This window comes from Mesorhizobium sp. B3-1-8, from assembly GCF_006439495.1.
GTDB lineage: Bacteria > Pseudomonadota > Alphaproteobacteria > Rhizobiales > Rhizobiaceae > Mesorhizobium.
Genome location: NZ_VFTK01000025.1, coordinates 1 through 22,831 on the forward strand (window position 1 = coordinate 1; position 22,831 = coordinate 22,831).

Consider the following 22,831-nt stretch of genomic DNA (forward strand, 5'->3'; position numbering starts at 1 on the left):
ATCCCCAAAAATCAGTGTTGAATCTGATTTGCCGGCCTGTGGGAATCCCAATTCCTTAAATCGTCACTACGGCCTAAAACGGAATCGCGGATATGGTTGCCGGAGAACCGAATGACGTGCGATTGAAAAGTGTCGACGGCCAATGGATTGTTCAGGTCGTCGAAAATGGCAAAATAACTCGGCGTCTGTTCAACGCTCAAGCCGTTGCCGAGAGCTACGCCGAATTCCAGCGAATTAGACTTGGCCTACCCGGAAAGCCACCAATTTGGGAACCCGGTGGATGAGCGCGCTAAGAGGATTCCTGAAATACCAGACTTTATCATCGACGATGTGCTCGACCTCGCCGAGTACTCTGATCGCCGTATTGTCACTACCCCGGTTGATACACACGGAGTCCGCCTCCGTCTCCACCTCACAGTCGTGACCTCAGAATCGCTTTGCGAGCGAATTGCCAACGCGCTGGAGTGCCGGTACGGCGAATAGCGACCCTAAAGCCAAACTGCTTCCGTGGGTCGACAATATCCGTGATCACGCATTGCACGCCTAGCACCGGCATTGCGGCCAAGCTCGTCTTGCGATGTCACAGGGGAGAGGGCTTGGTTCGCGCAATGGACTAAACGCCATTGCTGAGCTGGTTAGTCGTAAGCGCTGTTGTGGGGCCACCTTTCGGGAGAGGTCGCGATCTGTGAGGTTGCCGGTTCTGTATTGGGATCGGAGATCGGCTTGTGTCTGGACTTGACCTTACGCTTGACCCTGAGCGGCAGCCTCGACGTTTCGAGGTGATCAACGGTGCTGGCGGTCGGCGCCAATGGTCGGTGGATGACAAAGCACGGATCATTGCGGAGACGCTGGAGCCGAACGCAATCATTTCCGAGGTCGCCCGCCGTTATGGTCTCAGGCCGCAGCAGGTCTTCGCCTGGCGTCGCGAGGCGCGCAAACAGGCCGCTTCGGTGCAGCAAGATTCTCCCGCCTTCGTGCCGGCGGTGGTGGGCGCGCCGGAACCTATAGCCAGGCGTCCACCGAAGCAGCGGAACCGGAAAGACACCCGAGACGCCGGCGTGATTGAGCTTGAGATCGACGGCATCGCCATGCGCGTTGGCCGTGGCGCCGATACCAAGACGGTGGCCGCTGTAATCCGCGCGCTGAAGGCGACGACGTGATCGGGCCGACGGGTGCAGTCAAGGTGATGGTAGCGACCAAGCCGGTGGACTTCCGGAAAGGGGCAGAAGGATTGGCCGCGCTGGTGCGCGAGACGATGGGCGCCGATCCGTTCAGCGGCGCCGTTTACGTCTTCCGCGCCAAGCGCACCGACCGGATCAAGCTGATCTTCTGGGATGGCACCGGCGTCTGCCTCTATGCCAAGCGTTTGGAGGATGGGGAGTTCCGCTGGCCGAAAGTGCATGACGGCATGATGCGGCTGACGGCCGCGCAGCTCTCGGCGCTACTCGAAGGGCTTGACTGGCGGCGAGTCCACGAGGCGCGCCGGACCCGCGTTCCAGCCCAGGCCGGCTGACCCGCGACGAAGTGAATCAGCCTGGATTCCGCTGTCGCGGGCTGTCGGCGAATATGGTCTGATCCTGTCATGGCGATGACTGCTGACCAGCTTCCCGACGATCCGGACGCGCTGAAGGCGATGGTCCTGGCGCGCGACGTCGAGAACGCCCGCCTTCACCAGATCATCAAGGAATGCAGCGTCACCGCTTCGGCCGTCGTGCTGAGACGCTCCCCGAGGATCAGTTGCTGCTGGGCCTCGAAGAGGCCGAGCAGTTCGAGGCGGCCGGCGAGGAAGAGAAGGAGCAATCTGCTCCCGCCGAGCGCCAAGCAAAGGCCACGAAGCGCCGAGCGAACCGGGGCGCGCTGCCGGCACACCTTCCTCGCGTGGAGATGGTCGTCGACATCGAGGATCAAGCCTGCCCGTGCTGCCGCAATGATCTGCATCGCATCGGCGAGGACGTGAGCGAGCGGCTCGACATCGTTCCGGCGCAGCTGCGTGTGATCGTTGTGCGCCGGCCCAAATATGCCTGCCGCGCCTGTGAGGATGTGGTCGTTCAGGCTCCGGTGCCCGCCCGGCTGATCGAGGGCGGCCTTCCGACCGAGGCAACGATCGCCCAGGTCCTGGTCTCAAAATATGCCGATCATCTGCCGCTCTATCGTCAGGCACAGATCTACGCCCGGCAGGGCATCAATCTCGATCGCTCCACGCTCGCCGACTGGGTCGGCCGCGCCGCCTGGCACCTGCGTCCGGTGCATGAGCGGCTGCTTGGCAAGTTGAAGGCTTCGCCGAAGCTCTTCGCCGACGAGACGACTGCGCCGGTGCTCGATCCCGGCCGAGGCAAGACCAAGACTGGGCAGCTCTGGGCCTATGCGCGTGATGATCGGCCATGGCAGGGAGCCGACCCGCCGGGCGTCGCCTATGTCTACGCACCCGACCGGAAGGCCGAGCGTCCGATCGCTCATCTCGCAGGCTTCACTGGAATCCTACAGGTCGATGGCTATGGCGGCTATCGTGTGCTGGCCGACAAGAGCGACGTGACGCTCGCCTTCTGCTGGGCACACGTGCGCCGACGCTTCTATGAACTGGCGGCAGCCGGTCCCGCGCCGATCGCCAGTGAGGCGCTGAGACGGATCGCCGACCTCTATAAGATCGAGGACGATATCCGCGGCCGATCGGCCGATGAACGCCGTGCGATGCGTCAGAAAAATAGCCGCCCGATCGTCGCCGACCTCGAACCCTGGCTGCGTGAAAAGCTCGGCCTGATCAGCCAGAAGACAAAGCTCGCCGAGGCGATCCGCTACACGCTCTCGCGCTGGCAAGGCCTCTCGCGCTTCCTTGACGACGGCCGCATCGAGATCGACAGCAACACCGTCGAGCGCTCCATCCGTCCGATCGCGCTCAACCGCAAGAACGCGCTCTTCGCTGGCTCGGACGGCGGTGCCGAACACTGGGCAGTCATTGCGTCGCTGATCGAAACCTGCAAACTCAATGGCGTCGAGCCACTCGGCTATCTCGCCAATGTACTCACCAGGATCGTCAACAGCCATCCGAACAGCCAGATCGACGACCTGCTGCCTTGGGCCTACATTCGGGCGCCCGAGCTAAAGGCCGTGGCCTGAGAACACCGCTTACGGTTAGTCTAGTCGCGTCTTCATTGAGAACAAGCCTGGACGGCACCACGAGCGCGGCGGCCGAACACTCCCCGTCAGTGCCTCTTTGTGCGGCTAACGGGACCGCAATTGCGTTACTAATTGCGTCCGATCGCCTTAAGCGCGTTTTTCAGGGCAAACAGTTTACGATCCCGCTCTTCGACCAATTCGGCTTCTGATCGCCCCCCATAGTCGTAGAACCCCGCGCCAGAAACAATACCAAGGCGACCCGATGCAACAAGACTGTCAACAGCATCCGAGCGACCGCGAACCACCGGCGGCACATAAGTCTTGTTTGCGAGAGTCTTCTTTATAAGGGCAACACCGCTGTAATCGCATTTCATAAGATGGCCAAGGAATATCATTCGCTCGGCAATTCCATACTTGATTGACGTATCAATGTCTTCAGGTGTCGCAATCCCTTGGTCAATAAGTGAAAAAATCTCCAAACTTATTGCCGCCTGCAAGCGGTTTGCTATATAGCCACTCACGAACGCCTTGAGGACCACCGGCCGTTTTCCTAGCCCCACCAGGAAGTTTTTCATTGTTTCAACTGTCGCAGGAGAAGCTTTCGGACTACCCACAATATCGACCAGATCGACGATGTACGGCGGGGTATACCAGTGGACGATCAGGGCGTTCGAGAGACGGCGTCCAGGAAAGAGAGGGAATACGTCGAGGTGGGACGTATTGCTCGCAATGATCGCGGGCGCCGGCGCCCATCGATCGATTTCCTCAAATACCCTTCTTTTGGCGTCGACGTCCTCGCTGATCGCCTCGACGACGAGATCTGCGCCAGAAACTGCCTTTTTTAGGTCTACGCAAGCCGATATTCTTGAAATCGCGGCGTCAACTTCCTCGCGGGTTGCTCCGTTCGTCGAAACGATAACGTCGCCTGTGATTGCAAGCTGAGCAACTGCCTTTTCGAGTGCGTCCGTAGTGAGATCATTTAATATGACGTCACACCCGCCCATCGCATGCACCAAGCCTATTGCATGCCCGAGGAGTCCTGATCCTACTATGGTTACTCTCTTATACGGAATTTCCGTTACCTGCATTCTCTTCTCCCCAATACTCGTACACCGGCAGAAATCTTTTGCCAGATAAAATTCTAGTTGCTTGCTATTAATGATATAATTAATAGAACTCGCTCGGACTTAGTCACCTTTAGGAAACAGAGCCGGCTGTGTTGGCTGTCCAGAAAGCCCGTTTTGCAAATCAACAGCAAACTGCCTTAAGCTCGGCCCGAGCGTTGTTTCGCAGGATTCTTTTGTAGCGATTTCGGTCGTGCCACCGCAAGTTATCGCCACGAGCTGCGAGCCATCCGTTGGCATGAATGGCACACCCACGGCGTTGATAAAGGAATACCATTCTCCATAGGACACTACGAAACCATCCCGCCCGTACCGCTCGAGCGCGCCACTAATTAGCGTCTGGATACGCTCGGAGTTTTGCGGTTCAGCGCGGAGTAGCTTTTCAACTAGGTCTTCTCGATCCACCTCGTTCATCCCCGCGATGTAGGCTAGCCCCATAGCTGATCGCCACATGTGCAACCGTGCACCCACGGTCACACGTAACATGACTGGACTCTGGGAGCGGCAATAGGCGACATACATCATGTCCATGCCCTCTTTGATGCCCATGGACACAGTGAGATTCGTCTGGTCCGACAGGATCTGCATCAGGGGCCGCGCTACGGAAATGACTGCACTCGCGCTTAGACCTGAGTAGCCGAGCGCTATTGTCGCGGGTCCGATACTGTGGCGTCCCAGCGAGTGGTCGTAGTTGAGATAGCCCAAGCCGACGAGGGTATGCGTGAGGCGGGAAATAGTTGCCTTTGCTAAGCCTGTGCGTTCGGCCAGTTCGAGGTTTCCCAAAGACTGATCCGCAGGCGTAAAAGCCCTAAGTATCTGGAGGCCGCGCAACAGAGCGGTCGAATAGTGCACGCCTTCGTCGCCATCGCTATTGGATATTGCTCTTTTTTTCACCTTGTCCTCGTCAGCGGCTATAGGCGCAAACAAAAACGAAATTTAATTTCATTATATTGACGATGGTTGCGAAGCTTGTCAAATCGGAAACGGAACGGGGTAGCTTTACGCCATAGATCGACGGAATCTCCAAGCACTCCGAATGGGAATGAAACAATGTGGAACGGCGGGTGCTTCTGAAGAATGCCATCCCCAGCCGCTCAGCCCACCCCTCCGGTTGCACCTTTTTGTACTAGGCTCTTCAGAGCGCAGGCGATTTATGCCAAGGCCGACCGGAACTGCTCGATAGCGCCCCAGGCTTTTGCTCAAGGACTTGCTCCAGGGATGATGGTCTTACGGTACTCGCTTGCCATCCCACTCCAGCAAATGAGCCGGTTCCTCGTTGAATTAAAAATTGCGAAATTTAATTCCATTTTTGTTGACGCATAATGGATCAATGGTCAATATACCCAGAGGTGTCTAGTCCTCAGGCGCTGCGGCATTCAATTGTGATCTGACTTTGGGCTGAGCCGATAGCGATCAGGCCGACCAATCATATTGGCTTTGAGAGACGCGTCATCAAATGCCGATCGACCTTCAGCGTCCGTTGGCATGCTCGAAATCTGAGTATGTAAACAGGAATGGATCAATGACCTCCCTCACTGTCGCAGAATGGCTCGCCCGAACCCTTGCCAGGAACAACGTTGACCATGTGTTCTTCATCGACGCCGTGATGCGCCGCACTCTGGTTGAGATGGAGCAAGTCGGCATAAAACGGATACTGGTCCACAGTGAAAAGGCCGCAGCCTATATGGCCGATGGCTACGCGCGAGTCCGGAGCGCGCCTGGACTTTGTTTTTCGCAGGCTGTGGGCGCCGCCAATCTCGCAGCAGGCTTGCAGGATGCGTTTTTGGCACAAAGTCCTGTCATAGCGATAACGGGCCGAAAGGTGCTTTCCTACCGATATCGCAACGCATATCAGGAAGTTCCACACCAGCCCCTGTTTTCTGCCGTCACAAAATTTACCGGTGATGTCGATAGGGCCAGCGACGTGCCGCGGGTATTTGGATATGCTTGGAGAACAGCATTAGCCAATACGCCTGGCCCAGTTCACCTCGATTTCGACGGGCTTATGGGCGAGCGCGTTGAGAGAGGGACGATTGATGCGCCAATTGGCAGTGGCATTTCTCCCGGTCCGGCGCCTATGCATCGTACGCTTGCGAATGAGACCGAGCTCGCGGCAGCGATCGCTCGCCTGAAAGGTTCCAAACGCCTGGCAATTGTTGCCGGAACAGGTGCAATGCTGTCAAACGCAGGGCGCGAACTCCTGACAGTTGCCGAAAGTTTCAAGGCGCCAATCGCGACATCTCTGGGCGCGCGAGGCATCGTTCCAACCAGACACCCTCTATCCGTAGGTACGGTCGGCAATTACTCTGCCGCCCCGGCTAATCAGACTGTCAGCGAGGCTGACGTCGTCCTCTTCGTCGGTTGTCGAACCGGCGATCAGGTGACACTGGATTGGCAAGTGCCATCCATGGAAACGCCGATCGTCCATCTTGATATCGATCCCCTGGAGATCGGCCGTAACTATCCAAATACAGTCGGCATTTGCGGCGACCCCAAAATGTGCCTCGCGCGCTTGCGAGAGATGGCCGGCAACTTGAACCGTGACATGGATTTTGCCGAAACAGCTGCAAGACGTATGGATGCATGGAGGGCGTCGGTCAGGCCTGCTCTAACCGATAACTCTGCTCCCATAAAGGTCGAACGACTATGTCATGAAATTGGCGATGCTCTTCCCGCTGACGCAATCCTTGTCGCCGATACCGGATATTCGTCGATCTGGACATGCACACATATTGAGCTAAACGGAGCTGGTCAAACATACTTGCGGGCCGCCGGATCCCTCGGTTGGTCTTTCCCAGCGGCAATGGGGGCACAATGCGCAGCGCCTGAACGGCGCGTCCTTTGCTTCATCGGCGATGGTGGTTTCTACTATCACCTACCAGAGTTGGAAACTGCTCGTCGATATAAAATTCCAATCGTTGTGATCGTGAACAACAATAGTGGCTTTGGCCAGTCGATTACTGGCATCCGGGCGGCCCAAGGCGAGACTCCCGGCAATCCTGACGAACTCGGTTGCTTTGGACCACTTAATTTCGCCAAAATTGCCGAAAGCTTCGGCGTTCACGGAATTCGTGTCGAACGCCCCCCGGAAATTGCAGAGGCCTTGAGCAAAGCCATTTCCCTAAAGGAGCCAGTGGTTATCGACGTCGCAACGGACATCGAGCCCCGCGCACCAACGCCATGGAAACCAGTCAGTCCAATGTGACTGTCAGGCTAGAAATCACTAATTTAGAGAGACATCCATGCTCAGTTATGACCTTTCGGGGAAACGTGCGCTCGTGACAGGCGGTGCGTCCGGCATTGGCCTCGCGACAGTAAAGCGTCTTGCAGAGTCGGGGTGCAAAGTTGCGCTGAACCACCTCCCGGACGATCCACGAGGCTTCACGGAGGTACAAATACTGCGAGATCAGGGATTTGACGTGATCAACGCTCCGTTCACGATAGGCGGCGGAAATGAAGACGAATTGGTCACCAGCGTCGTCGATCAGTTGGATGGCATCGATCTTCTGGTCAACAATGCCGCCACGCCCGGCGCGCGGCACCCTATCTCGGCTACAGACTTAGAACTTATTACCGATGAACTCTGGTCGGCAGTTCTGCAGACCAATCTGGTCGGCTTGTTCCGTTTGACTCGGGCGGCCGCCCCGATTTTGAAGGATGCGGGCGGAGCAGTTGTTAGCCTCGCCTCGGTTTCGGCCCTCACATCACGCGGCTCGAGCATGGCCTATGCTGCAAGCAAGGCCGGCATCATCACCCTCACGCGTCATCTCGCGCAGGGACTGGCGCCGAAAGTGCGTGTGAATGCGGTTGCGCCAGGCGCAGTCGACAGCACCTGGCAGATCGAATGGACCGAAGAGCAACGACGCAGTTCCATTCAGGCAACGCCTTTGCGCCGACGATGTGCTCCCGAGGACATTGCCGAAACGATTGTCTATCTGGGCTTTGGCGCTCCAATGATCAACGGTCAAACCATCGTTGTTGACGGAGGACTTACCTTGTAGAACGGGCAGTGCGAGAGCGCCTATGCCGCTTTCAACTTATCGAGACAACAAGTCGACAACCGGCGCAACCAACGCGAAGCTGACCGGAAGGGTCAGAAGGCACGCCGTTTCCCGATCGAGATCTCCACTTTTGCATCTGCGAGGAAGATTCTGCTTGCAGAAATCGGTTGCCACTGCCTACAATGATAGATGGAATTAAATTCCAATTTATTGAATCTCAGCAACTGAACTGTTCATCGCGCCACCGGAGACAGACGAGGGTATCGGCCCCGATATCCACGAAGAGGCCCAGCGTCTTTGTCAGACCGGTGTCGCGTGGCGGCTGGGAGCAATCGCAGGGTTGAGCCTGCCCCATACGGTGGCCGCTCTAAGCTCAGAAGCGCGAGCGCCCATAGCACCTATTATGCAACAATCAACCTAAAAGAGGACAGGCTCATGTCTAAAGTTGAATTGCTTAAGCGTCGCGACAAGCTCCTCGGCGAAAACGCTGTAACATTCTACGAAGACCCAGTGCATATCGTGCGCGGAGAAGGTGTGTGGCTATGGGATGCCGACGGCAAGCGCTACTTGGATTGCTATAACAACGTACCGCATGTCGGGCATTGTCACCCTCATGTGGTCGACGCAATCGCCAAACAGGCGGCCACACTCAATACACACACACGCTACTTGCATGAAGGAATTCTCGATTACATCGAGCAGCTTACCGCAACGTTTGAACCGAGCCTAAGTACCGCAACCCTCACGTGCTCCGCCAGCGAGGCGACCGATATCGCATTGCGAATTGCTCAAGTGGCGACCGGCAAGACCGGCGTAATCGCGACCGATCATACCTATCACGGCAATACGGCCGCTGGATCTCAGCTCTCGGTGCGCACACCACCGATTGGAGGGTTTGGCGGCCATGTCCGGCACGTGCCTGCTCCTGACAGCTATCGCCCGCTCGGTGGAGAGGCTGGCCAAGCATTCGCTGATGCATTTGCAGCAAAAGTGGAGGCGGCAATTGAAGATCTGCAGAAGACACCGCACGGCTTCTCAGCGCTAATCATTGATGCCTTTTTCTCAAACGAAGGTTTCCCGGATCTGCCCGCAGAGTTCCTTACGAAGGCTGTCGCTGCCGTACGAAAGGCCGGCGGCCTAATAATTGCCGACGAAGTACAGCCGGGCTTTGGACGAACCGGCGGCCACATGTGGGGCTATCAGCGCGCAGGCATCGTTCCAGACATTGTGACACTTGGAAAGCCGATGGGAAACGGTCATCCAATCGGCGGCGTCGTGACGGGATCGGATTTGATCAACGAGTTCCGCAAGCAGTTCCGCTACTTTAATACATTTGGTGGAAATCCGGTTTCATGCGCGGCCGCACGCGCAGTCCTTGACGTGCTTCGCGATGAGAACCTTCTCGAAAATGCAAGGAACGTCGGCACCTATGCGATCAATGGCCTAAGAAGGCTGGCGCAGAAGCACGACATGATCGGCAATATCCGCGGCGCTGGTCTCTTCTTCGGTGTGGAACTGGTGCATGACCGATCAGCCAAGACCCCTGCCCCCGATCTGGCGGTCAAGGTAACTGAAGACATGCGCAAAAAAGGCATCCTGATCGGGAAGCTAGGCATACATCAAAATGCCACGAAGATCCGTCCGCCGATGCCGTTCTCTGTCGAGAACGCGGATCTCATGTTGTCGACGCTCGACGACGCTCTCGGACGGCTTTAGCCACTATGACCACGATCTCAGCAGAACTGCAGGCTGCTTTGGACCTCAGAGCCAAAGAGGCGCTTTCACACTGGAATGCCTCAGGGCAGACGCCTCAGCTCGTAAAGTATCGCGAGAACGCCGTGTTCAAGGTAGAGATCGATGGACAGCCAGCCGCGTTGAGAATTCATCGCGCTGGCTATCATCAAGAGGCTTCGCTGAAGTCAGAGCTTACCTGGATGTCGTACCTCCGGTCGAAAGGACTGCCGGTTCCGGGGCTTTTGCCAGCAAATGACGGTAAATTTCTGGCGCGTCTTCCTAACAATATTGTCTTTGAAGAACAATATGCTGACGTTATGTGCTGGGTATACGGAGAGCGTATCGGTGACGTTGGCGTCCCGCTCGCCTTCAGCGAGGAGCGCCTCACGCGAATATTCGGTGCACTCGGCGCCGAAATAGCTCAAATGCACAACGCTGCAGATGAATGGGCCATGCCTGCCGATTTCGAACGGCACGCCTGGGATTTCCAAGGATTGCTCGGAGAGACACCTTTTTGGGGCAGATTCTGGGATTGCCCCGATCTTTTGAACGAGCAAAGGGATCGCCTCTCGAGGCTAAGGGTGTTCTTGCAGCCGAAGCTTCGTTTGATTGAAGCAAGCGGGCTAGATTACGGCATGATCCATGCAGATTTGGTCCGCGAGAATGTAATCGTGGATGGTGATAGCATCGGGTTGCTCGATTTCGACGATTGTGGGTTCGGATGGCGCGTGTTCGATCTGGCTACGGTTTTGTTCGGCCACCGAAACGAACGCAACTATGACTTGATCAAGTCATCGCTTCTTTCTGGCTATTGCAGCCGACGCCAACTTCGAGAAGAAGATATTGCCGCCTTGCCGATATTTATCCTTCTCCGAAGCCTGACATATGTCGGATGGATTGCAGAGCGGCGTGAAATTCCAGGATCAGCTGGTCGGCTGTCTTACTTTGTAGATACGTGCCTTTCGCTCGCATCGAGTTTCGGCTTCGATAGCGATCTGTCCTAGCGAGGTTCGAGGTTCAAGCGCACGGACTATCGAGTGAGCCGGAGGCCTTATCTAGTGTCCAACCTGCCGACGAGACGAGTAAGGCGCAGGATCTCGTGCATGGCACGGGATGGGATATCTTTGCAGAAGTCTTGCTGCACCCGGATCAGGCGAGCAGCGATGGACTCGTATTCCCGATGATCCATCCTAGCGCCGCCAACATGCCCGAGCGGTCCATCAAATTTCCCACCTGGTGACTGCGTATCAAGGTGACTTCCCCGCCAGGACCGGCGGAAGTGACGGATCCGCCCCCTCTCATCCCGCAAACATGTTGCCCATGACTTCCACCGAAACTGCGAGACCAGCTTCCTCGCACCAATGACGAAAGAGTTGGCGCGCATCACGGTCGCTGTCGGTCAACGCCAGCCGATCGCAGCCATTATGAGGCCGCGAACCGATGCAGCTCATCGTCATGATGTCCGCCCAAAGACGTTCACTATCGATGCTGGGACGAAACACTAGAGTCGATCCTTATTTCTAGGCAGTGGTGCAGCTGTCCGACCATTCAATCGGTCTCGAGATCACAGGACGGAGGTTCAAGGGTCCAGGACCCCCCCAGCCAAGTTTTTTGTTTGAGGCGACTGTGCAATCCTCCGTTGACATCCAAATGATGACACGACGGCCCCTGATGTCGGGCAGCGAGGCATAGCGCGGCTGGTTAAGGCGCAGGGTCGGTGGTGACGATCGCTAGCATCGTCAGTTCGACGGTCTGCAGCCCGCCGTCGACTTCGCGAGTCAACTTGGCCTTGTCGCCCTCAATTGCGACCTTGCAGCGTGAATCTACACCGCGCCCCAGCATCTGGCCTGTTTGGTCGACTTCCTTCAGACAGATCGCCTCCTCGACCGCGCTCTTAGAACGGGAAGCTACTGACGGATCAGAAGCATATCTGAGGCCGACCAGCCAAGGTTGATTCGTTGTCCGACGGGAATGGCTTCGAGCGAGCGGCTGGTCGGCTGCTGCTGTTGGAACTCTATTCCATTGTCGAGCCGCACCTTGCAGCGAACCGCCCCCGGCAGGAAGGTGACGTCTTCCAAAATGCCTGAGACCATATTGTCCATCGCCAGATTTTCCGTTGCGATGATCATCGCTTCCGGCCGAATGCACCCGCAGATTTCGCCGGCGCTGCCGACCGGAACATGTGTGGACCGCATGACCGTCCCTGAACTCGTTCGAACGCTGACGCCACCGGCCTCCCGCTTGAGCTCGGAAATGTCGATGATGTTGGCGTGCCCCAGAAAGGAGGCCACGAAGCGGCTATTCGGCAACTCGTAGAGTTCGCGAGCCGAACCGACCTGCTCAATGCGGCCATCGCGCATGATCGCGATCCGGTCCGCAAGGGAGGCAGCCTCGCTCTGATCATGCGTGACATAAAGGAAGGTCGAGCCCACCAGACGATGGAATTGTTTTATCTCATATTGCATCTCGTCGCGCAGGTTCTTGTCGAGGGCACTGAGCGGTTCGTCCATCAATAGCAGCAGGGGATTGTAGATGGCCGCCCGCGCAAGCGCCACGCGTTGCTGCTGTCCGCCCGAGAGCGCAGACGGGTAGCGGTCCGCCATCCCTCCCAGCCGAACGAGATCGATCATCCGCGCCAGCCGGGTGGCTATGTCCGACTTTGGAACCTTGCGCACCCTCAGTGGGAAGCTGATGTTCTCGGCGACTGTCATATGAGGAAATAGAGAATACCCTTGAAACACCATTCCGATGTTCCGCTGAAAAGGCGGTTTCGTCTCAACGTTGACATCGTCGATACGGATTTCTCCCGAGGTTGGCATGATGAAGCCCGCCGTCAGACCCAGCAGAGTCGTCTTGCCGGATCCGCTTGGGCCGATGACGGCAAATATTTCACCGGGTTCCACGTCTATACTCGTCGGGCGCAGCGCGTATAGGGATCCATATTGTTTCGCGATGCCATGAAAACTTAGCTTGTGACCACGCTTATCAGCCATGTCAGTGGGACGACCCATTTAAAGAAGCTGCAGAAGAACGACGCTGGATGAAGGCTACTGCCACCAACAAAAGCAAGGAAATACTTACAACGATGGCCGATGCTGCTGCGATCGTCGGGTCCATCTGATACTGCAGTTCGCCGAACATGAACTTTGGAAGAGTTATCGTGTTCGAGTCGGTTAGGAACAAGGCCTAATCTCATCGAACGAGGAGGCGAATGCGAAAAGACCGCCTACGAGTATAGATGGCCTGATCATCGGAAAGGTGACGTTCCAGAAGGATTGCCACCAAGTTGCGCCCATGGTCATGGCTGCAAGCTCATAATTTGGGCTGATACCCCGTAGAGAGGCGGTAACTGTGATCATTACTAGTGGTGCGGCAATGACGGTGTCGGCTATGATTACGCCGGTGTAGCTGCCAATCAAACCAGCTGCGGCGAGAACCGGAAACAATCCGATCGCCAGAATGATCTGCGGCAGCATCAGCGGCGCTAGAACCAGCGCGGAGAACGATCGCTGGAATGGTATACTGCCGCGAACAACTGCAAGCGCTGCAAATGTACCGATGACAACGGCGAGAATCGTAACCGGGACACCTACCTTGAGGCTATTTATGAAGGAAAGCGAGTAACCCGAGGTATCGATCAGTCGCCGATACCATTCCAAAGAATAGCTTTCGGGCGGAAAGCTCAAGTACCGCTCGCTGCCGAACGATAGCGGAAAGATAATCAATGTAGGAACTATCAGGTACACCATCGTCATATAAACAACTATGTGGATGGCAATCGATTGTCCTTTAATAAAGGTTTTCCACATGTGTTCAGACCCTGCCCGGTTTGATGCGGGTAAGCCGCTCGTAAAGCAAGAACAGTCCGACCGAGATGAAGAGAAGAGTAGTCGACAGCGCCGATGCTAGCGGCCAGTTCAGCGTCTTGCGTACATGCTGCTCGATCAGCATTGAGACCATCGCATCCCGAGCGCTGCCCATCAGGGCCGGCGTCACGTAAAACCCCAGCGCTGTTATGAAGACCAGAAGGAAGCCCGCAAACACGCCGGGCAGGGACAACGGAAGATACACCATGTAGAATACCTGGATCGGATTGCCTCCGAGGATCGAGGCTGCACGAATCTTGGTCATATCCATCTGCCTCATGGTGCTAAGCAGTGGAAAAATGACCATCGGCAAGAGAATTTGGACCATACCAATGTGAACACCGAGCTGGTTGTTGAGCAGCCGGAGGGGCTCGCCGATCCACCCGAGGTCTAGGAGGGTATTGTTGATGACGCCCCGTCGCTGCAGCAGCGAGATCCAGGCATAGGTCCTGATGATAACGCTCGTCCAGAACGGGATCATGATCAGGGCGATCATCAGGTTTAGCTTCAGGCCGTTGGCCCGAGACATTAAGTATGCGAACGGATAACCTAGAAACAAAGTGCAGATAGAAACCGTGAGGGCGGTCCGAAACGTATTGATCAGAACATTGATATGGGCTGGGCTGAAGAAAATCGCTTCATAATTGCCAAATCCCCAAGTGGGCTGGACCAAGCTTCTGACCACGACAACTAGCAGCGGAAGCAAGAAAGCAGGCCCCAGAAACAAAAGTACCGGCAGACTCAGAAGGCGATAGCCGCGGTCCAGGCTCCAGCTCTTAGACATGAGCAGAGGCCTCCAGTTCGGGGTCGACGATCGTCGGGGTGGTACTCGCCAAGAGAGCCGACATATATGCGTCGTTTCCTTCAAGTGTCTGCACTGGCCGAATATTTGAGATGACCATGCTCCCGGCGGGGGCATCGAACTCTCCCGAGATGACATGGACGAGAAGGGCAGACGCCAACTGACGCCTGCCCTTCTGATCAATCGGTCAGCCGTTGGTCCATTCGGTGAAGCGCCGCATGGCCTCGGCGCCGTTCTTCGCCCACCACGAGAAATCTTGCAGGATGGTAATCTTCCGGTTTTCCGGCCCAGTTGGAGTCCTAGCCAGCCGATCGGCTGGCACCAATGCAACGCCGGATTTGTTGGCCGGGCCATATGGCACATAATCTGTCAGCTTCGCCTGGTTTTTCCCCTGGCCGACAATCACTGCAAGCTCCTGGGCCCACTTGCTGTTAGGGTGGCCCTTCGGGATGACGAAGGCGTCCCCGTCCAGGACTGCGTCCTGGAAAGTGAAATCAATCGGCTTGCCCTGTTCCTTCAGCTGCTGGGCACGGCCGTTCCACAGGAAGCCCATATCGGCCTCGCCGCTCACCATGTTCTGCTGCGACTGCGAGCCGCTCGTCCACCAGACAAGATCGTCCTTGATCCGATCCAGGCTAGCGATTGCTCTGTCTATATCCAAGGGATAGAGCTTGTCACGCGGAACACCATCGCCGAGGGCAGCAATGTCCAGCGTGAGTGTCGCGGCCTTCTGAAGCGTCCGCCGCCCCTTTATATCGCCCGTCTTCTTGAAGAAATCCGTCCAGGACTTCGGCGCCTTATCGCCCGGATACACGTCGGTGTTCCAGGCCAGGCAACTTCCTGCGACGAGCGTCATGAACCAATAATCTGTCGCCATGCTGTCGAAGAAGTCAGCGCGGTCGATCATCCCGTAGTCGATCGGTTCGACAAGGCCCTGTTCCTGAACGACGCTGGCTTCTGCGGTTGCCGTTAGGATCACGTCGGCTTGGCCCCAAGCCTTGTTCTCGACGATGGCTTTGATTTCGGCAGCACCCATATAGGCCTGGGGAACAATCTTGATCCCGGTCTTCTGCTCAAAGGGCTCGTAATATGCCTTGCTATAGGCGTCCCGCAGAATCGAGCCACCGTCGGCAACAAAGAGTCGCTCAGGTTTGGATTGTGCGAGAGCAGGCATTGCAAGAGTGCTCGCTGCGACTGCGGCGCTCGCCTTCAGGAACTCTCGCTTGGTTAGCTTAATCTGTCCGAATGGATCTGCTTTAGCCATAATCATGCCTCCTTCGGCGACTCTCAAGGGCGACCATATTTAGAATATAATTCCATTAATGAGACACCTCACCGCTCCGGTGTCAATCTGAAAAGAGCTATTCTAAACCATAATTCAATGATTATTTTCGGTGAGTTTTCGTGAAAAACATACTTGTTACAACAGACGCCTTAAAAGCGTCAGTTGTATCTGTAGCGTATTGCAAAAAAATCGAAGAAACTATCTGCTCGTTTCTCGAATCTCTTCCTCAATTGCCTCATCTAAAGCTCGAATGAGCTTTTGAAGGTTGCGAATGTCTATTGCTCGCCCCAGATACACGACAGGGTTCTTATTGGCATCGGCAGCGAATTGCCTGCGCCGGATAACCAGCTTCCTTCTCATACTCAGAAGGTGGCCCAGTGCAGTGTCACCGCTTTCACCCGTTTCCACTGATGCGGAGACGCCGGCATAAGAATTGTTGTCTGCAAGAAAATCATGCTCCTCTGCGGGAGGGGGGGGCTTCAACATGTGCATCTCCAATCATCGGCGGCGTCAGCCCAAAGCAACTTGCTTGTCCCAAATTTCGCGAAGCGGCCCAGTCGTTCCAAAAAGGGGATCCTTCGCCGGTATCGGGACGCGCAAGACTTTTTCTAGCGCTTCAGCGAATTCCGCCTCTTCGCAAAGGCGGAAGTCGTGGATGCCGTATCCCATGGGGTATGCTCCAACCACGTCGAGGTCGTCGCTGATCGCCAGTCCAAGATGCCCGACGCCTGCCGGAACCACGACCACGTCGCCCCTTTCCAGTTCGACGTCAGCACCATCCTCTCCCCCGATCCGACCCCTCTGAGCACCTCTCGTGAAGCCTATCAACTCGTGCGCATCGCTGTGGAAATGGTGCTTTGGGTAGAGACCGCGGCGACTGTACCAATCCGGAAACCACCCGTTCGATCGCAGCAGGGCCTCGAAATCTCCAGGAGATCCGGAAATGGCGTTCCTGTATATCAACACGGGGTACCGCGAATTGGGCACCGTGGGACTAGATTTGAAGAAGTGCGTGTCCACGTTCATGAAAGCCTGAACCTATTCGTTATCAACACCACTGTTTAGACTAGCCCATTCAATAGCTTATTGCGGTTGATGACCTTCAGCCGCTCGCAGGAACAAGGGGGGAAAAGCCACAAGCCGGGTTCGCAAATGCTATGTCCGAGGCAGGGCCTCCCAGTTACAAACGCCGCCCTGCCTTCAGGCCGTCAAGTACCGCTTCCTCGGCAGTCCGCGGCGTCAGGCAGTCGCCGATGATATGGGTTTCGACGCCCAACCCCTCCATTTCATCTTCGAGTGTGCGGTCGGCCCGCACACCGTCGCAAAGCACGAGTGTGTCCACATTTTCGAGGACGATCGGCTTCAGGGCCATGATGTGTTCGAAATACACGCTCTCCGTGTCCGCTCCATAGAGTCGCGCATAATTCACGACCTTAATCCCTGCGTCGAAGATGCGACCGTTCAGTTCGTCGCGTACATAGTAGGGAATCATGTCGCCCGGCTGCGTACCGGTGACGGCAAGCGTCACTTCATGACCGGCCGCAGCTAGCTGCAGACTCACCCCCAATCCAACCCAATCGCATAAGGCATCAGCAACAACGACCCGTTGCCCCGCCTTTACGCTCCCGGACAAGACGTCCTCAGCAACAAGCGTGCGCATGCCTTCGAACCGGGCCTCGTCCGGGGCCCCGGGCTTGCCGCCAGTTGCCAAAACGACCGCGTCAGGAGCAAGCGCCTCGATCATCGTTCGATTTACGTGGGTTCCAAGGCGCACCTCCACGCGGGCCAGCTCCATTTCCCGGGTCAGATTTGTGACGATGCCGCCGAACTCCGCCCGGCCGGGAAGACTGGAAGCGATGTTCGCCTGCCCGCCTAATCTGTTGCCGGCCTCGCAAAGGATGACGCTGTGTCCGCGGAGGGCAGCAACTGTGGCGGCCTTCATACCGGCGGGCCCTCCGCCCACCACCAGCACGCGTTTGGTGACGGTTGCCTGCGGATAGTTTGCCAGTGAGGTTTCACGGCCAGATTCCGGAAATTGAATGCAGGAAACGCTGTATCCTTTGTGCAGATGGCCAATGCAGGCCTGATCGCAGCCGATGCAGGCGCGGATATCGTCGATCCGGTGCTCAACCACTTTTCTGGCGATTTGCGGATCACAAATCATGGCGCGCGTCATGCCCACCGCGTCCGCTGCGCCTTTCGCGATCGCGTTCTCAGCCAGATGCGGTGTGTTGAACCTGCCCGTAGCAATCACAGGGGACTTCAGGACCCGCTTCGCCATTTCAGCGAAGGGCATGAGATATCCCGCCGGCATGGCCATTGGAGCAACGATGTGCATTCTTCCGCCCAAAGTGGGGCCACTCCCAACCACAAGATGGAAGTAATCGACGATCCGCGACTGCTCCAAACGCTGCATCGCTAAAAGCGACTGGTCCGCTTCTAGTCCTGAGTTGTCGAGATCCGCCACCGACATTCTGACCCCTACTGCGAAGGACGAACCGACTTCCGCGCGGATGGCGATGCAAACTTCTTGAAGGAAGCGGAACCGGTTCTCAGCAGTCCCTCCATATTCGTCGGTGCGGCAATTCATTGATTCCGTCAGGAACTGCGCCGGCAGATAGCCATGATTGGCGACGATCTCGACGCCGTCGAGCCCTGCAATCTGCACCCGCCGGGCGGCGGATGCATAGCCGGCGACGACTTGCCCGATTTCCCGAACCGATAAAGCCCTGGGCATGGTGTGCAGCTTTTCATTGCGCACAGCCGAGGCGGAATAGGTCACCGGCCTGGAACCGTCGGAGGATCCGCCGGCATCCTTGCCCGAATGAAGGAGCTGGCCGAACAAGGTTCCGCCCGCCTCGTGCACCGCATCGGCCATCTTCCGGAAGCCCGGAATGGCGTCGTCGGTAAAAAGTTCGATCTGGTTGTCGTAAGTTGCGGAATTCTCGTCGATGCTCGAGGCCGACAGGATCTGAAGGCCCGCTCCGCCGCGTGTGCGGGCCAGCTGATACGCGATGTAGGCTTCGTCTATCCGGCCCCGGACCTGGTGTCCGGAATCATGAGCTGTGAATACCATCCGGTTCCTCAGCAAGACATTCCCGATCCGTAGCGGGCTGAGCAGGTTGGCAAAGGCGGTATCAGTCATTGCGAGTTTCTTGCCTTCAAAAGCCGCGTCCGAACCTTGCCAGCTTCGGACGCGGCGAGCGATCCATCGATATAGTGGGCTGCAACGCCTGGGCTGAGCCGGGCGCCCGTGTCGAACGGTTTTTTAGAACTCAAATCCGACAGAGTTGATTAATATCAGGATATTTGGCTCTGTCAAGCGCTCTGCGGATTGCCGTCTGCCACTCACGACGAATGACTTAACAATGCTTTGTTGCACTTGCATCGTGCAAATTACACTTAGAACAATAACGTCTTATCTCATGCATCGAAGATACAATCAAATATAAACGCCTTAGAAATCTGGCTGATCGGACTGGCTACGCATGTGAGAATGGCGGCCAGTCCGGGAGAAGAAGCTGGCTAGCAATTGGAAAATTGATTGCTGGAGCTTCCAATTGCGCCGCCGATGACAGGTCTATCGCGACGCAGACGTTGATGCGGCCGTCCAGCAGGCGGTGCATACCTTCGGCCACTACAACGGCGGGGAGGACTGCTTTGCCGTGTCTACGCGAATGGTGCGGATCTGGCGTCAGCAGCATCCACCATTGAGTACAATCGCGAGGAGAATACCGATCGCGAAACTGGTCCACTGATTTCAAAACGCCAGCGTGACCACGCTCCGATTTCGTCGCGCTCGTATCCGAACCAGAGCCGGACGGAACAGGACCTCAGAACGAGGTGCCACCGAAGGGTGAGACCAAGTTGTCCTGCAGGCGATCGAGCCTCACTACCCCCAAACGGTCCGAGATCTGAAGGCGTCCCGACTCGGCCAGTTGCCACCAGCGCGTGCCGCCCAGAAAGGCCGCCGAGGCCGAAGAGATGTCGGCTATGACGTCGGCCCGACAGTTCACGCGTTCGACATGGCCGGATGCGAAGCGCAGCTTGACCGCGTTCTCAGGCAGGAGCCGGTCGACGATCTCGAGCACGATGGGCTCCACGCCGGCGCGATCTTCGAAGGTGCTCGCGGCAAAAGCTGCCTCCGCGTCCACCAGGCGCAACCACGTCTCGTCGCGGACGGCGCTGACCCGAACGCTGCGGCTGTCCTCCAGTAGGAACGGCAGGACGTCGTCAAGGGGCCTGGTCGAGAGGGCGATGCGATGGGCGATGTCGAGGTCCAGTAAGTATCCGATCAGGGCCACATAGGCCTGCGCATCGTGGGCAACCAGGTCATCGACGATCACGGCCCTGTTCCTGCTCTCGAACCAGTCGCCCCCACTGGCCGCGTGGTAGCGCACATAGCCGGTGTCTCCGCCGGCATCGCCGCAAATCGCGGCGTACGCGCGCGTTGGGCCGTGCGCCATACGCGCCAAGGTGGCGCACCACCAGATGTCGCCTCGCGATACCGCAGCGACCCGTGGGGCCAGGTGGTTCTCGAAGATCTTCCGCAGGCGCGCCCAGCAGGCGTCGACTGGCTCGACGCAAACGATCTGGGCGCGGTCAAGGCCAGGCCGTAACTTCGCCGTCGACCGATCCAGTTCGACGTCCATGACCCGGTTGGCGATGCCGTAGCCGAAATTGCCGTAGATGTGGCCCTCCGTAGCGCGCAGCGTGGCGATCGGCTCACCCGCCTGACGAGCGGCCCTCAGCTGGGCGACCAGCAAGGCCTTGGCGATCCCGCGGCGCCTGTGGCTTGGCAAGACGCCGACATGGGTTACGGCCGCCTGCCTGACCCAGTGTCCGCCCGGCACCCGGATCGACGACGCGTGCGAATTCGTCGTGCCGACCAGGTTGCCGCGGTCGAATGCGCCGAAGGCGCGCGCCGGTTCGAACAGACGCTTCAAGACCGTGTCGTCAATGGTGTGGAGCGCCGGCAGCCCGACCATCGCGGCGCGGAAGACATGGGCCGCCGTCACAAGATGCTCGGTTCGGTGCAGGACGCGGATTTCGACCGGCGGGACCGGGGGCTCTGCCCCCGGTCCCGGAAGTTCGCCTGACTTCATCTGATTTGCGCAGACGGCTACCGGCTGAGTTCGGCCAGAGACAGGATCGCCGAGGTGTTGTAACGCACTCCCTTGATGTCAGGATTGTAGGTCAGGATCAGATCGGGGCTCACCAGGGTCAGAATGATGCGGTCATTGATCATTTCCTGGCCGGCCTGATGCCACAGCTTTTCCGCCTCGTCCCCTGAGGCCGCGAGCGCCTTCTTGTAGAGGTCCGCGACCCGTGGGTTCAGAATCGACGGATCGCGGCTGGCTCCCGCCCTCCTGGACCAGGGCGTCCCCGGGGTCATGGCGAAGTAGTCGAGATACTGGGATGTGCCGAAGTAGTCGGGCGCATAGTAGACAGCGGTGAGCGGGATGCCGTCACCGCTGACGCGCTCTCGCCAGTTCGAGAACTGCATCGGCTCCAAAGTCACCTTGATGCCGATTTTCGCGAGGTCCTGCTGTACCTTCTGCATGAGCAGAGAGAGGTCCACGCCGTAGACGTTGAGGGCGGGGAACGCCGCGGCAAGCTCGAAGCCGTCCGGATAGCCAGCGTTGGCAAGCAGCGCCTTGGCCTTCTCGATGTCGGTGGGTTGGTCCTCGAAGCCGCTGCTACCGGGAAAGCCCAGCGGGATCGGGGTGCTGATGAGCCGCCCCTGCCCGCCGAGGGTCAGGTCTAGGATGCCTTTGCGGTCAAGGGCGAGCGAGATGGCTTCGCGCACTTCAGGCGACAGCGGCACCTTATTGGCCTTGGCTCCGGGAGACAGCGCCACGTAGATGAAGTTGAAGGAGGGGGCGGTCTCGACCCTGACGTTGCTGCCTTGCAGCGCCTTGGCGGTCTCGGGATCGATCTGCATGGCGATGTCGGCAGTGCCGTTCTGCAGCATCTGCACCTGGCTGACTGCGTCCTTGACCTCGCGGATGACCACGTGCTTGAAGGCCGGCGGTTTGCGCCAGTAAGCCTCATTGCGTTCTAGCCGCAGTTCGACATTGGGTTCGTAGCCATCAAGAACGAACGGGCCACTTCCCGCCGAATGCGTCAAGAACCAAGCTTCGCTGGTGTCCGTCGTCGGCGCCGTCTCGTCGGATTTGGCGCCATGCTGCGTGGCCAGGTTGCTGTTGACCACGTTCATGAAAGAGCTTGCGGTCATGCCTATGAATTCCGAGTTCGGCGATTTGGTGGTCACCACGAGGGTTTTGGGATCTGGTGTCTCGAGCTTGGCCACACTAGCCATGTAGAAAGCCGCGCTACCCTTCAAGTTCTTCAGGCGCTCCCACGACCACTCGACGTCCTTTGACTCCACCGGCGATCCGTCAGCAAACTTGGCTTGCGGATCTATAGTGAAGGTGAACTTCGTCTGGTCCGGGCTGATCTCCCACTTCGAGGCCAACACAGGAACAACTTTGTTGTCTTTATCCATGGTAACCAGCGACTGGTAGACGGCGCTGTTGTACATCATGCAGGAGTCGCAGAACGCCCTCTGGGGGTCGAGCGACGGGAAGTCGAGGTCCCTGGCAACGACGAGGGGGCCGTCGTCTGCAGCAAGGGCATGCCCCAGGCTGGATGCCGCGATGGTGGCTATGAGCATCAAGCCGCCCACCGTAGCCCGTTTGTATCGACTGTTGTTCATAGATCTCTCCCATTTTTTGTCGATTGCGCTTTTGTTTGCACCGGGACGCCTGGGGTGGAGCGGGCACAAGCCCATCGCTCGTTGCCAGCAGCGTTTCCTGGCACGGTTAGATCACACTTCTGGCTAGTTGATCTGAAATATGGAATTTAATTCCATACCCCATTGAACGCGACACTAAGCCGTGCCA

17 protein-coding genes and 2 pseudogenes are annotated in these 22,831 nt (G+C 57.4%); 7 read left to right on the forward strand and 12 right to left on the reverse strand.

Features of this window, described 5'->3' with window-relative positions:
• Nucleotides 1–779 precede the first annotated feature (779 nt).
• From FJ424_RS22090 to FJ424_RS22100, 3 genes and pseudogenes are all read left to right on the forward strand, one after another.
• A complete protein-coding gene (locus FJ424_RS22090; RefSeq protein WP_246677321.1) occupies nucleotides 780–1,160 on the forward strand; it encodes a transposase in 381 nt (126 codons plus the stop codon).
• Complete coding sequence (gene tnpB / locus FJ424_RS22095; protein ID WP_023709031.1) at nucleotides 1,157–1,513, forward strand: IS66 family insertion sequence element accessory protein TnpB; 357 nt, start codon at nucleotides 1,157–1,159, stop codon at nucleotides 1,511–1,513. The genes FJ424_RS22090 and tnpB overlap by 4 nt, the downstream gene beginning before the upstream one ends.
• 69 nt (nucleotides 1,514–1,582) lie before the next feature.
• Nucleotides 1,583–3,114: pseudogene (locus tag FJ424_RS22100) on the forward strand (IS66 family transposase).
• Between the two features lie 128 nt (nucleotides 3,115–3,242).
• On the opposite strand, the gene FJ424_RS22105 reads toward FJ424_RS22100, so the two are convergent.
• Nucleotides 3,243–4,202, reverse strand: a complete 960-nt coding sequence (locus tag FJ424_RS22105; RefSeq protein ID WP_140655491.1) for a 3-hydroxyacyl-CoA dehydrogenase family protein — start codon at nucleotides 4,200–4,202, stop codon at nucleotides 3,243–3,245.
• A gap of 99 nt (nucleotides 4,203–4,301) precedes the next feature.
• Nucleotides 4,302–5,132: an IclR family transcriptional regulator gene (locus FJ424_RS22110; RefSeq protein WP_246677322.1), complete on the reverse strand. Its 831-nt coding sequence runs from the start codon at nucleotides 5,130–5,132 to the stop codon at nucleotides 4,302–4,304.
• Nucleotides 5,133–5,760: 628 nt separating this feature from the next.
• Between FJ424_RS22110 and FJ424_RS22115 the strand changes: the two genes are divergently transcribed.
• From FJ424_RS22115 to FJ424_RS22130, 4 genes are all read left to right on the forward strand, one after another.
• Complete coding sequence (locus tag FJ424_RS22115) at nucleotides 5,761–7,443, forward strand: thiamine pyrophosphate-binding protein (protein ID WP_181182089.1); 1,683 nt, start codon at nucleotides 5,761–5,763, stop codon at nucleotides 7,441–7,443.
• 37 nt (nucleotides 7,444–7,480) lie between these two features.
• Complete coding sequence (locus tag FJ424_RS22120) at nucleotides 7,481–8,239, forward strand: SDR family oxidoreductase (protein ID WP_140655485.1); 759 nt, start codon at nucleotides 7,481–7,483, stop codon at nucleotides 8,237–8,239.
• A gap of 435 nt (nucleotides 8,240–8,674) precedes the next feature.
• The gene (locus FJ424_RS22125; RefSeq protein WP_140655482.1) at nucleotides 8,675–9,955 is read left to right on the forward strand and encodes an aspartate aminotransferase family protein; all 1,281 of its coding nucleotides are present in this window, start codon (nucleotides 8,675–8,677) and stop codon (nucleotides 9,953–9,955) included.
• Nucleotides 9,956–9,960: 5 nt separating this feature from the next.
• On the forward strand, nucleotides 9,961–10,977 hold the full coding sequence (locus FJ424_RS22130; RefSeq protein ID WP_140655480.1) for a phosphotransferase: 1,017 nt from the start codon (nucleotides 9,961–9,963) through the stop codon (nucleotides 10,975–10,977).
• Between the two features lie 666 nt (nucleotides 10,978–11,643).
• Here FJ424_RS22130 and FJ424_RS34105 read toward each other — a convergent pair.
• The 10 genes and pseudogenes from FJ424_RS34105 to FJ424_RS22180 form a co-directional block, all read right to left on the reverse strand.
• Nucleotides 11,644–11,836, reverse strand: a pseudogene (locus tag FJ424_RS34105) (electron transfer flavoprotein subunit beta/FixA family protein); the annotation flags it as partial.
• A 44-nt stretch (nucleotides 11,837–11,880) separates the two neighbouring features.
• Complete coding sequence (locus FJ424_RS22140) at nucleotides 11,881–12,966, reverse strand: ABC transporter ATP-binding protein (RefSeq protein WP_181182088.1); 1,086 nt, start codon at nucleotides 12,964–12,966, stop codon at nucleotides 11,881–11,883.
• Between the two features lie 180 nt (nucleotides 12,967–13,146).
• Nucleotides 13,147–13,782: an ABC transporter permease gene (locus FJ424_RS22145; RefSeq protein WP_140655474.1), complete on the reverse strand. Its 636-nt coding sequence runs from the start codon at nucleotides 13,780–13,782 to the stop codon at nucleotides 13,147–13,149.
• A 4-nt stretch (nucleotides 13,783–13,786) separates the two neighbouring features.
• Nucleotides 13,787–14,623 (reverse strand): ABC transporter permease, encoded by an 837-nt coding sequence (locus FJ424_RS22150; RefSeq protein WP_181182087.1) that lies wholly within the window; start codon nucleotides 14,621–14,623, stop codon nucleotides 13,787–13,789.
• 205 nt (nucleotides 14,624–14,828) lie between these two features.
• A complete protein-coding gene (locus FJ424_RS22155) occupies nucleotides 14,829–15,905 on the reverse strand; it encodes an extracellular solute-binding protein (RefSeq protein ID WP_181182086.1) in 1,077 nt (358 codons plus the stop codon).
• A gap of 219 nt (nucleotides 15,906–16,124) precedes the next feature.
• Nucleotides 16,125–16,412, reverse strand: coding sequence for a hypothetical protein (locus FJ424_RS22160; protein ID WP_140655466.1), 288 nt, complete (start codon nucleotides 16,410–16,412; stop codon nucleotides 16,125–16,127).
• Nucleotides 16,413–16,436: 24 nt separating this feature from the next.
• Nucleotides 16,437–16,952, reverse strand: coding sequence for a hypothetical protein (locus FJ424_RS22165; RefSeq protein ID WP_140655464.1), 516 nt, complete (start codon nucleotides 16,950–16,952; stop codon nucleotides 16,437–16,439).
• A gap of 154 nt (nucleotides 16,953–17,106) precedes the next feature.
• Entirely contained in the window at nucleotides 17,107–19,071 is a 1,965-nt protein-coding gene (locus FJ424_RS22170) for an FAD-dependent oxidoreductase (RefSeq protein ID WP_140655461.1), read from the reverse strand.
• A gap of 688 nt (nucleotides 19,072–19,759) precedes the next feature.
• Complete coding sequence (locus FJ424_RS22175; RefSeq protein WP_140655459.1) at nucleotides 19,760–21,031, reverse strand: GNAT family N-acetyltransferase; 1,272 nt, start codon at nucleotides 21,029–21,031, stop codon at nucleotides 19,760–19,762.
• Between the two features lie 17 nt (nucleotides 21,032–21,048).
• A complete protein-coding gene (locus tag FJ424_RS22180; RefSeq protein WP_246677323.1) occupies nucleotides 21,049–22,644 on the reverse strand; it encodes an ABC transporter substrate-binding protein in 1,596 nt (531 codons plus the stop codon).
• Nucleotides 22,645–22,831: the final 187 nt, after the last annotated feature.

Bases quoted from the DNA above. Each gene is read 5' to 3' on its own strand.
- FJ424_RS22105 (WP_140655491.1), bottom strand. From the start codon at position 4,202: ATGCAGGTAACGGAAATTCCGTATAAGAGAGTAACCATAGTAGGATCA.
- FJ424_RS22115 (WP_181182089.1), top strand. From the start codon at position 5,761: ATGACCTCCCTCACTGTCGCAGAATGGCTCGCCCGAACCCTTGCCAGG.
- FJ424_RS22120 (WP_140655485.1), top strand. From the start codon at position 7,481: ATGCTCAGTTATGACCTTTCGGGGAAACGTGCGCTCGTGACAGGCGGT.
- FJ424_RS22125 (WP_140655482.1), top strand. From the start codon at position 8,675: ATGTCTAAAGTTGAATTGCTTAAGCGTCGCGACAAGCTCCTCGGCGAA.
- FJ424_RS22130 (WP_140655480.1), top strand. From the start codon at position 9,961: ATGACCACGATCTCAGCAGAACTGCAGGCTGCTTTGGACCTCAGAGCC.
- FJ424_RS22140 (WP_181182088.1), bottom strand. From the start codon at position 12,966: ATGGCTGATAAGCGTGGTCACAAGCTAAGTTTTCATGGCATCGCGAAA.
- FJ424_RS22145 (WP_140655474.1), bottom strand. From the start codon at position 13,782: ATGTGGAAAACCTTTATTAAAGGACAATCGATTGCCATCCACATAGTT.
- FJ424_RS22150 (WP_181182087.1), bottom strand. From the start codon at position 14,623: ATGTCTAAGAGCTGGAGCCTGGACCGCGGCTATCGCCTTCTGAGTCTG.
- FJ424_RS22155 (WP_181182086.1), bottom strand. From the start codon at position 15,905: ATGGCTAAAGCAGATCCATTCGGACAGATTAAGCTAACCAAGCGAGAG.
- FJ424_RS22160 (WP_140655466.1), bottom strand. From the start codon at position 16,412: ATGTTGAAGCCCCCCCCTCCCGCAGAGGAGCATGATTTTCTTGCAGAC.
- FJ424_RS22165 (WP_140655464.1), bottom strand. From the start codon at position 16,952: ATGAACGTGGACACGCACTTCTTCAAATCTAGTCCCACGGTGCCCAAT.
- FJ424_RS22170 (WP_140655461.1), bottom strand. From the start codon at position 19,071: ATGACTGATACCGCCTTTGCCAACCTGCTCAGCCCGCTACGGATCGGG.
- FJ424_RS22175 (WP_140655459.1), bottom strand. From the start codon at position 21,031: ATGAAGTCAGGCGAACTTCCGGGACCGGGGGCAGAGCCCCCGGTCCCG.
- FJ424_RS22180 (WP_246677323.1), bottom strand. From the start codon at position 22,644: ATGAACAACAGTCGATACAAACGGGCTACGGTGGGCGGCTTGATGCTC.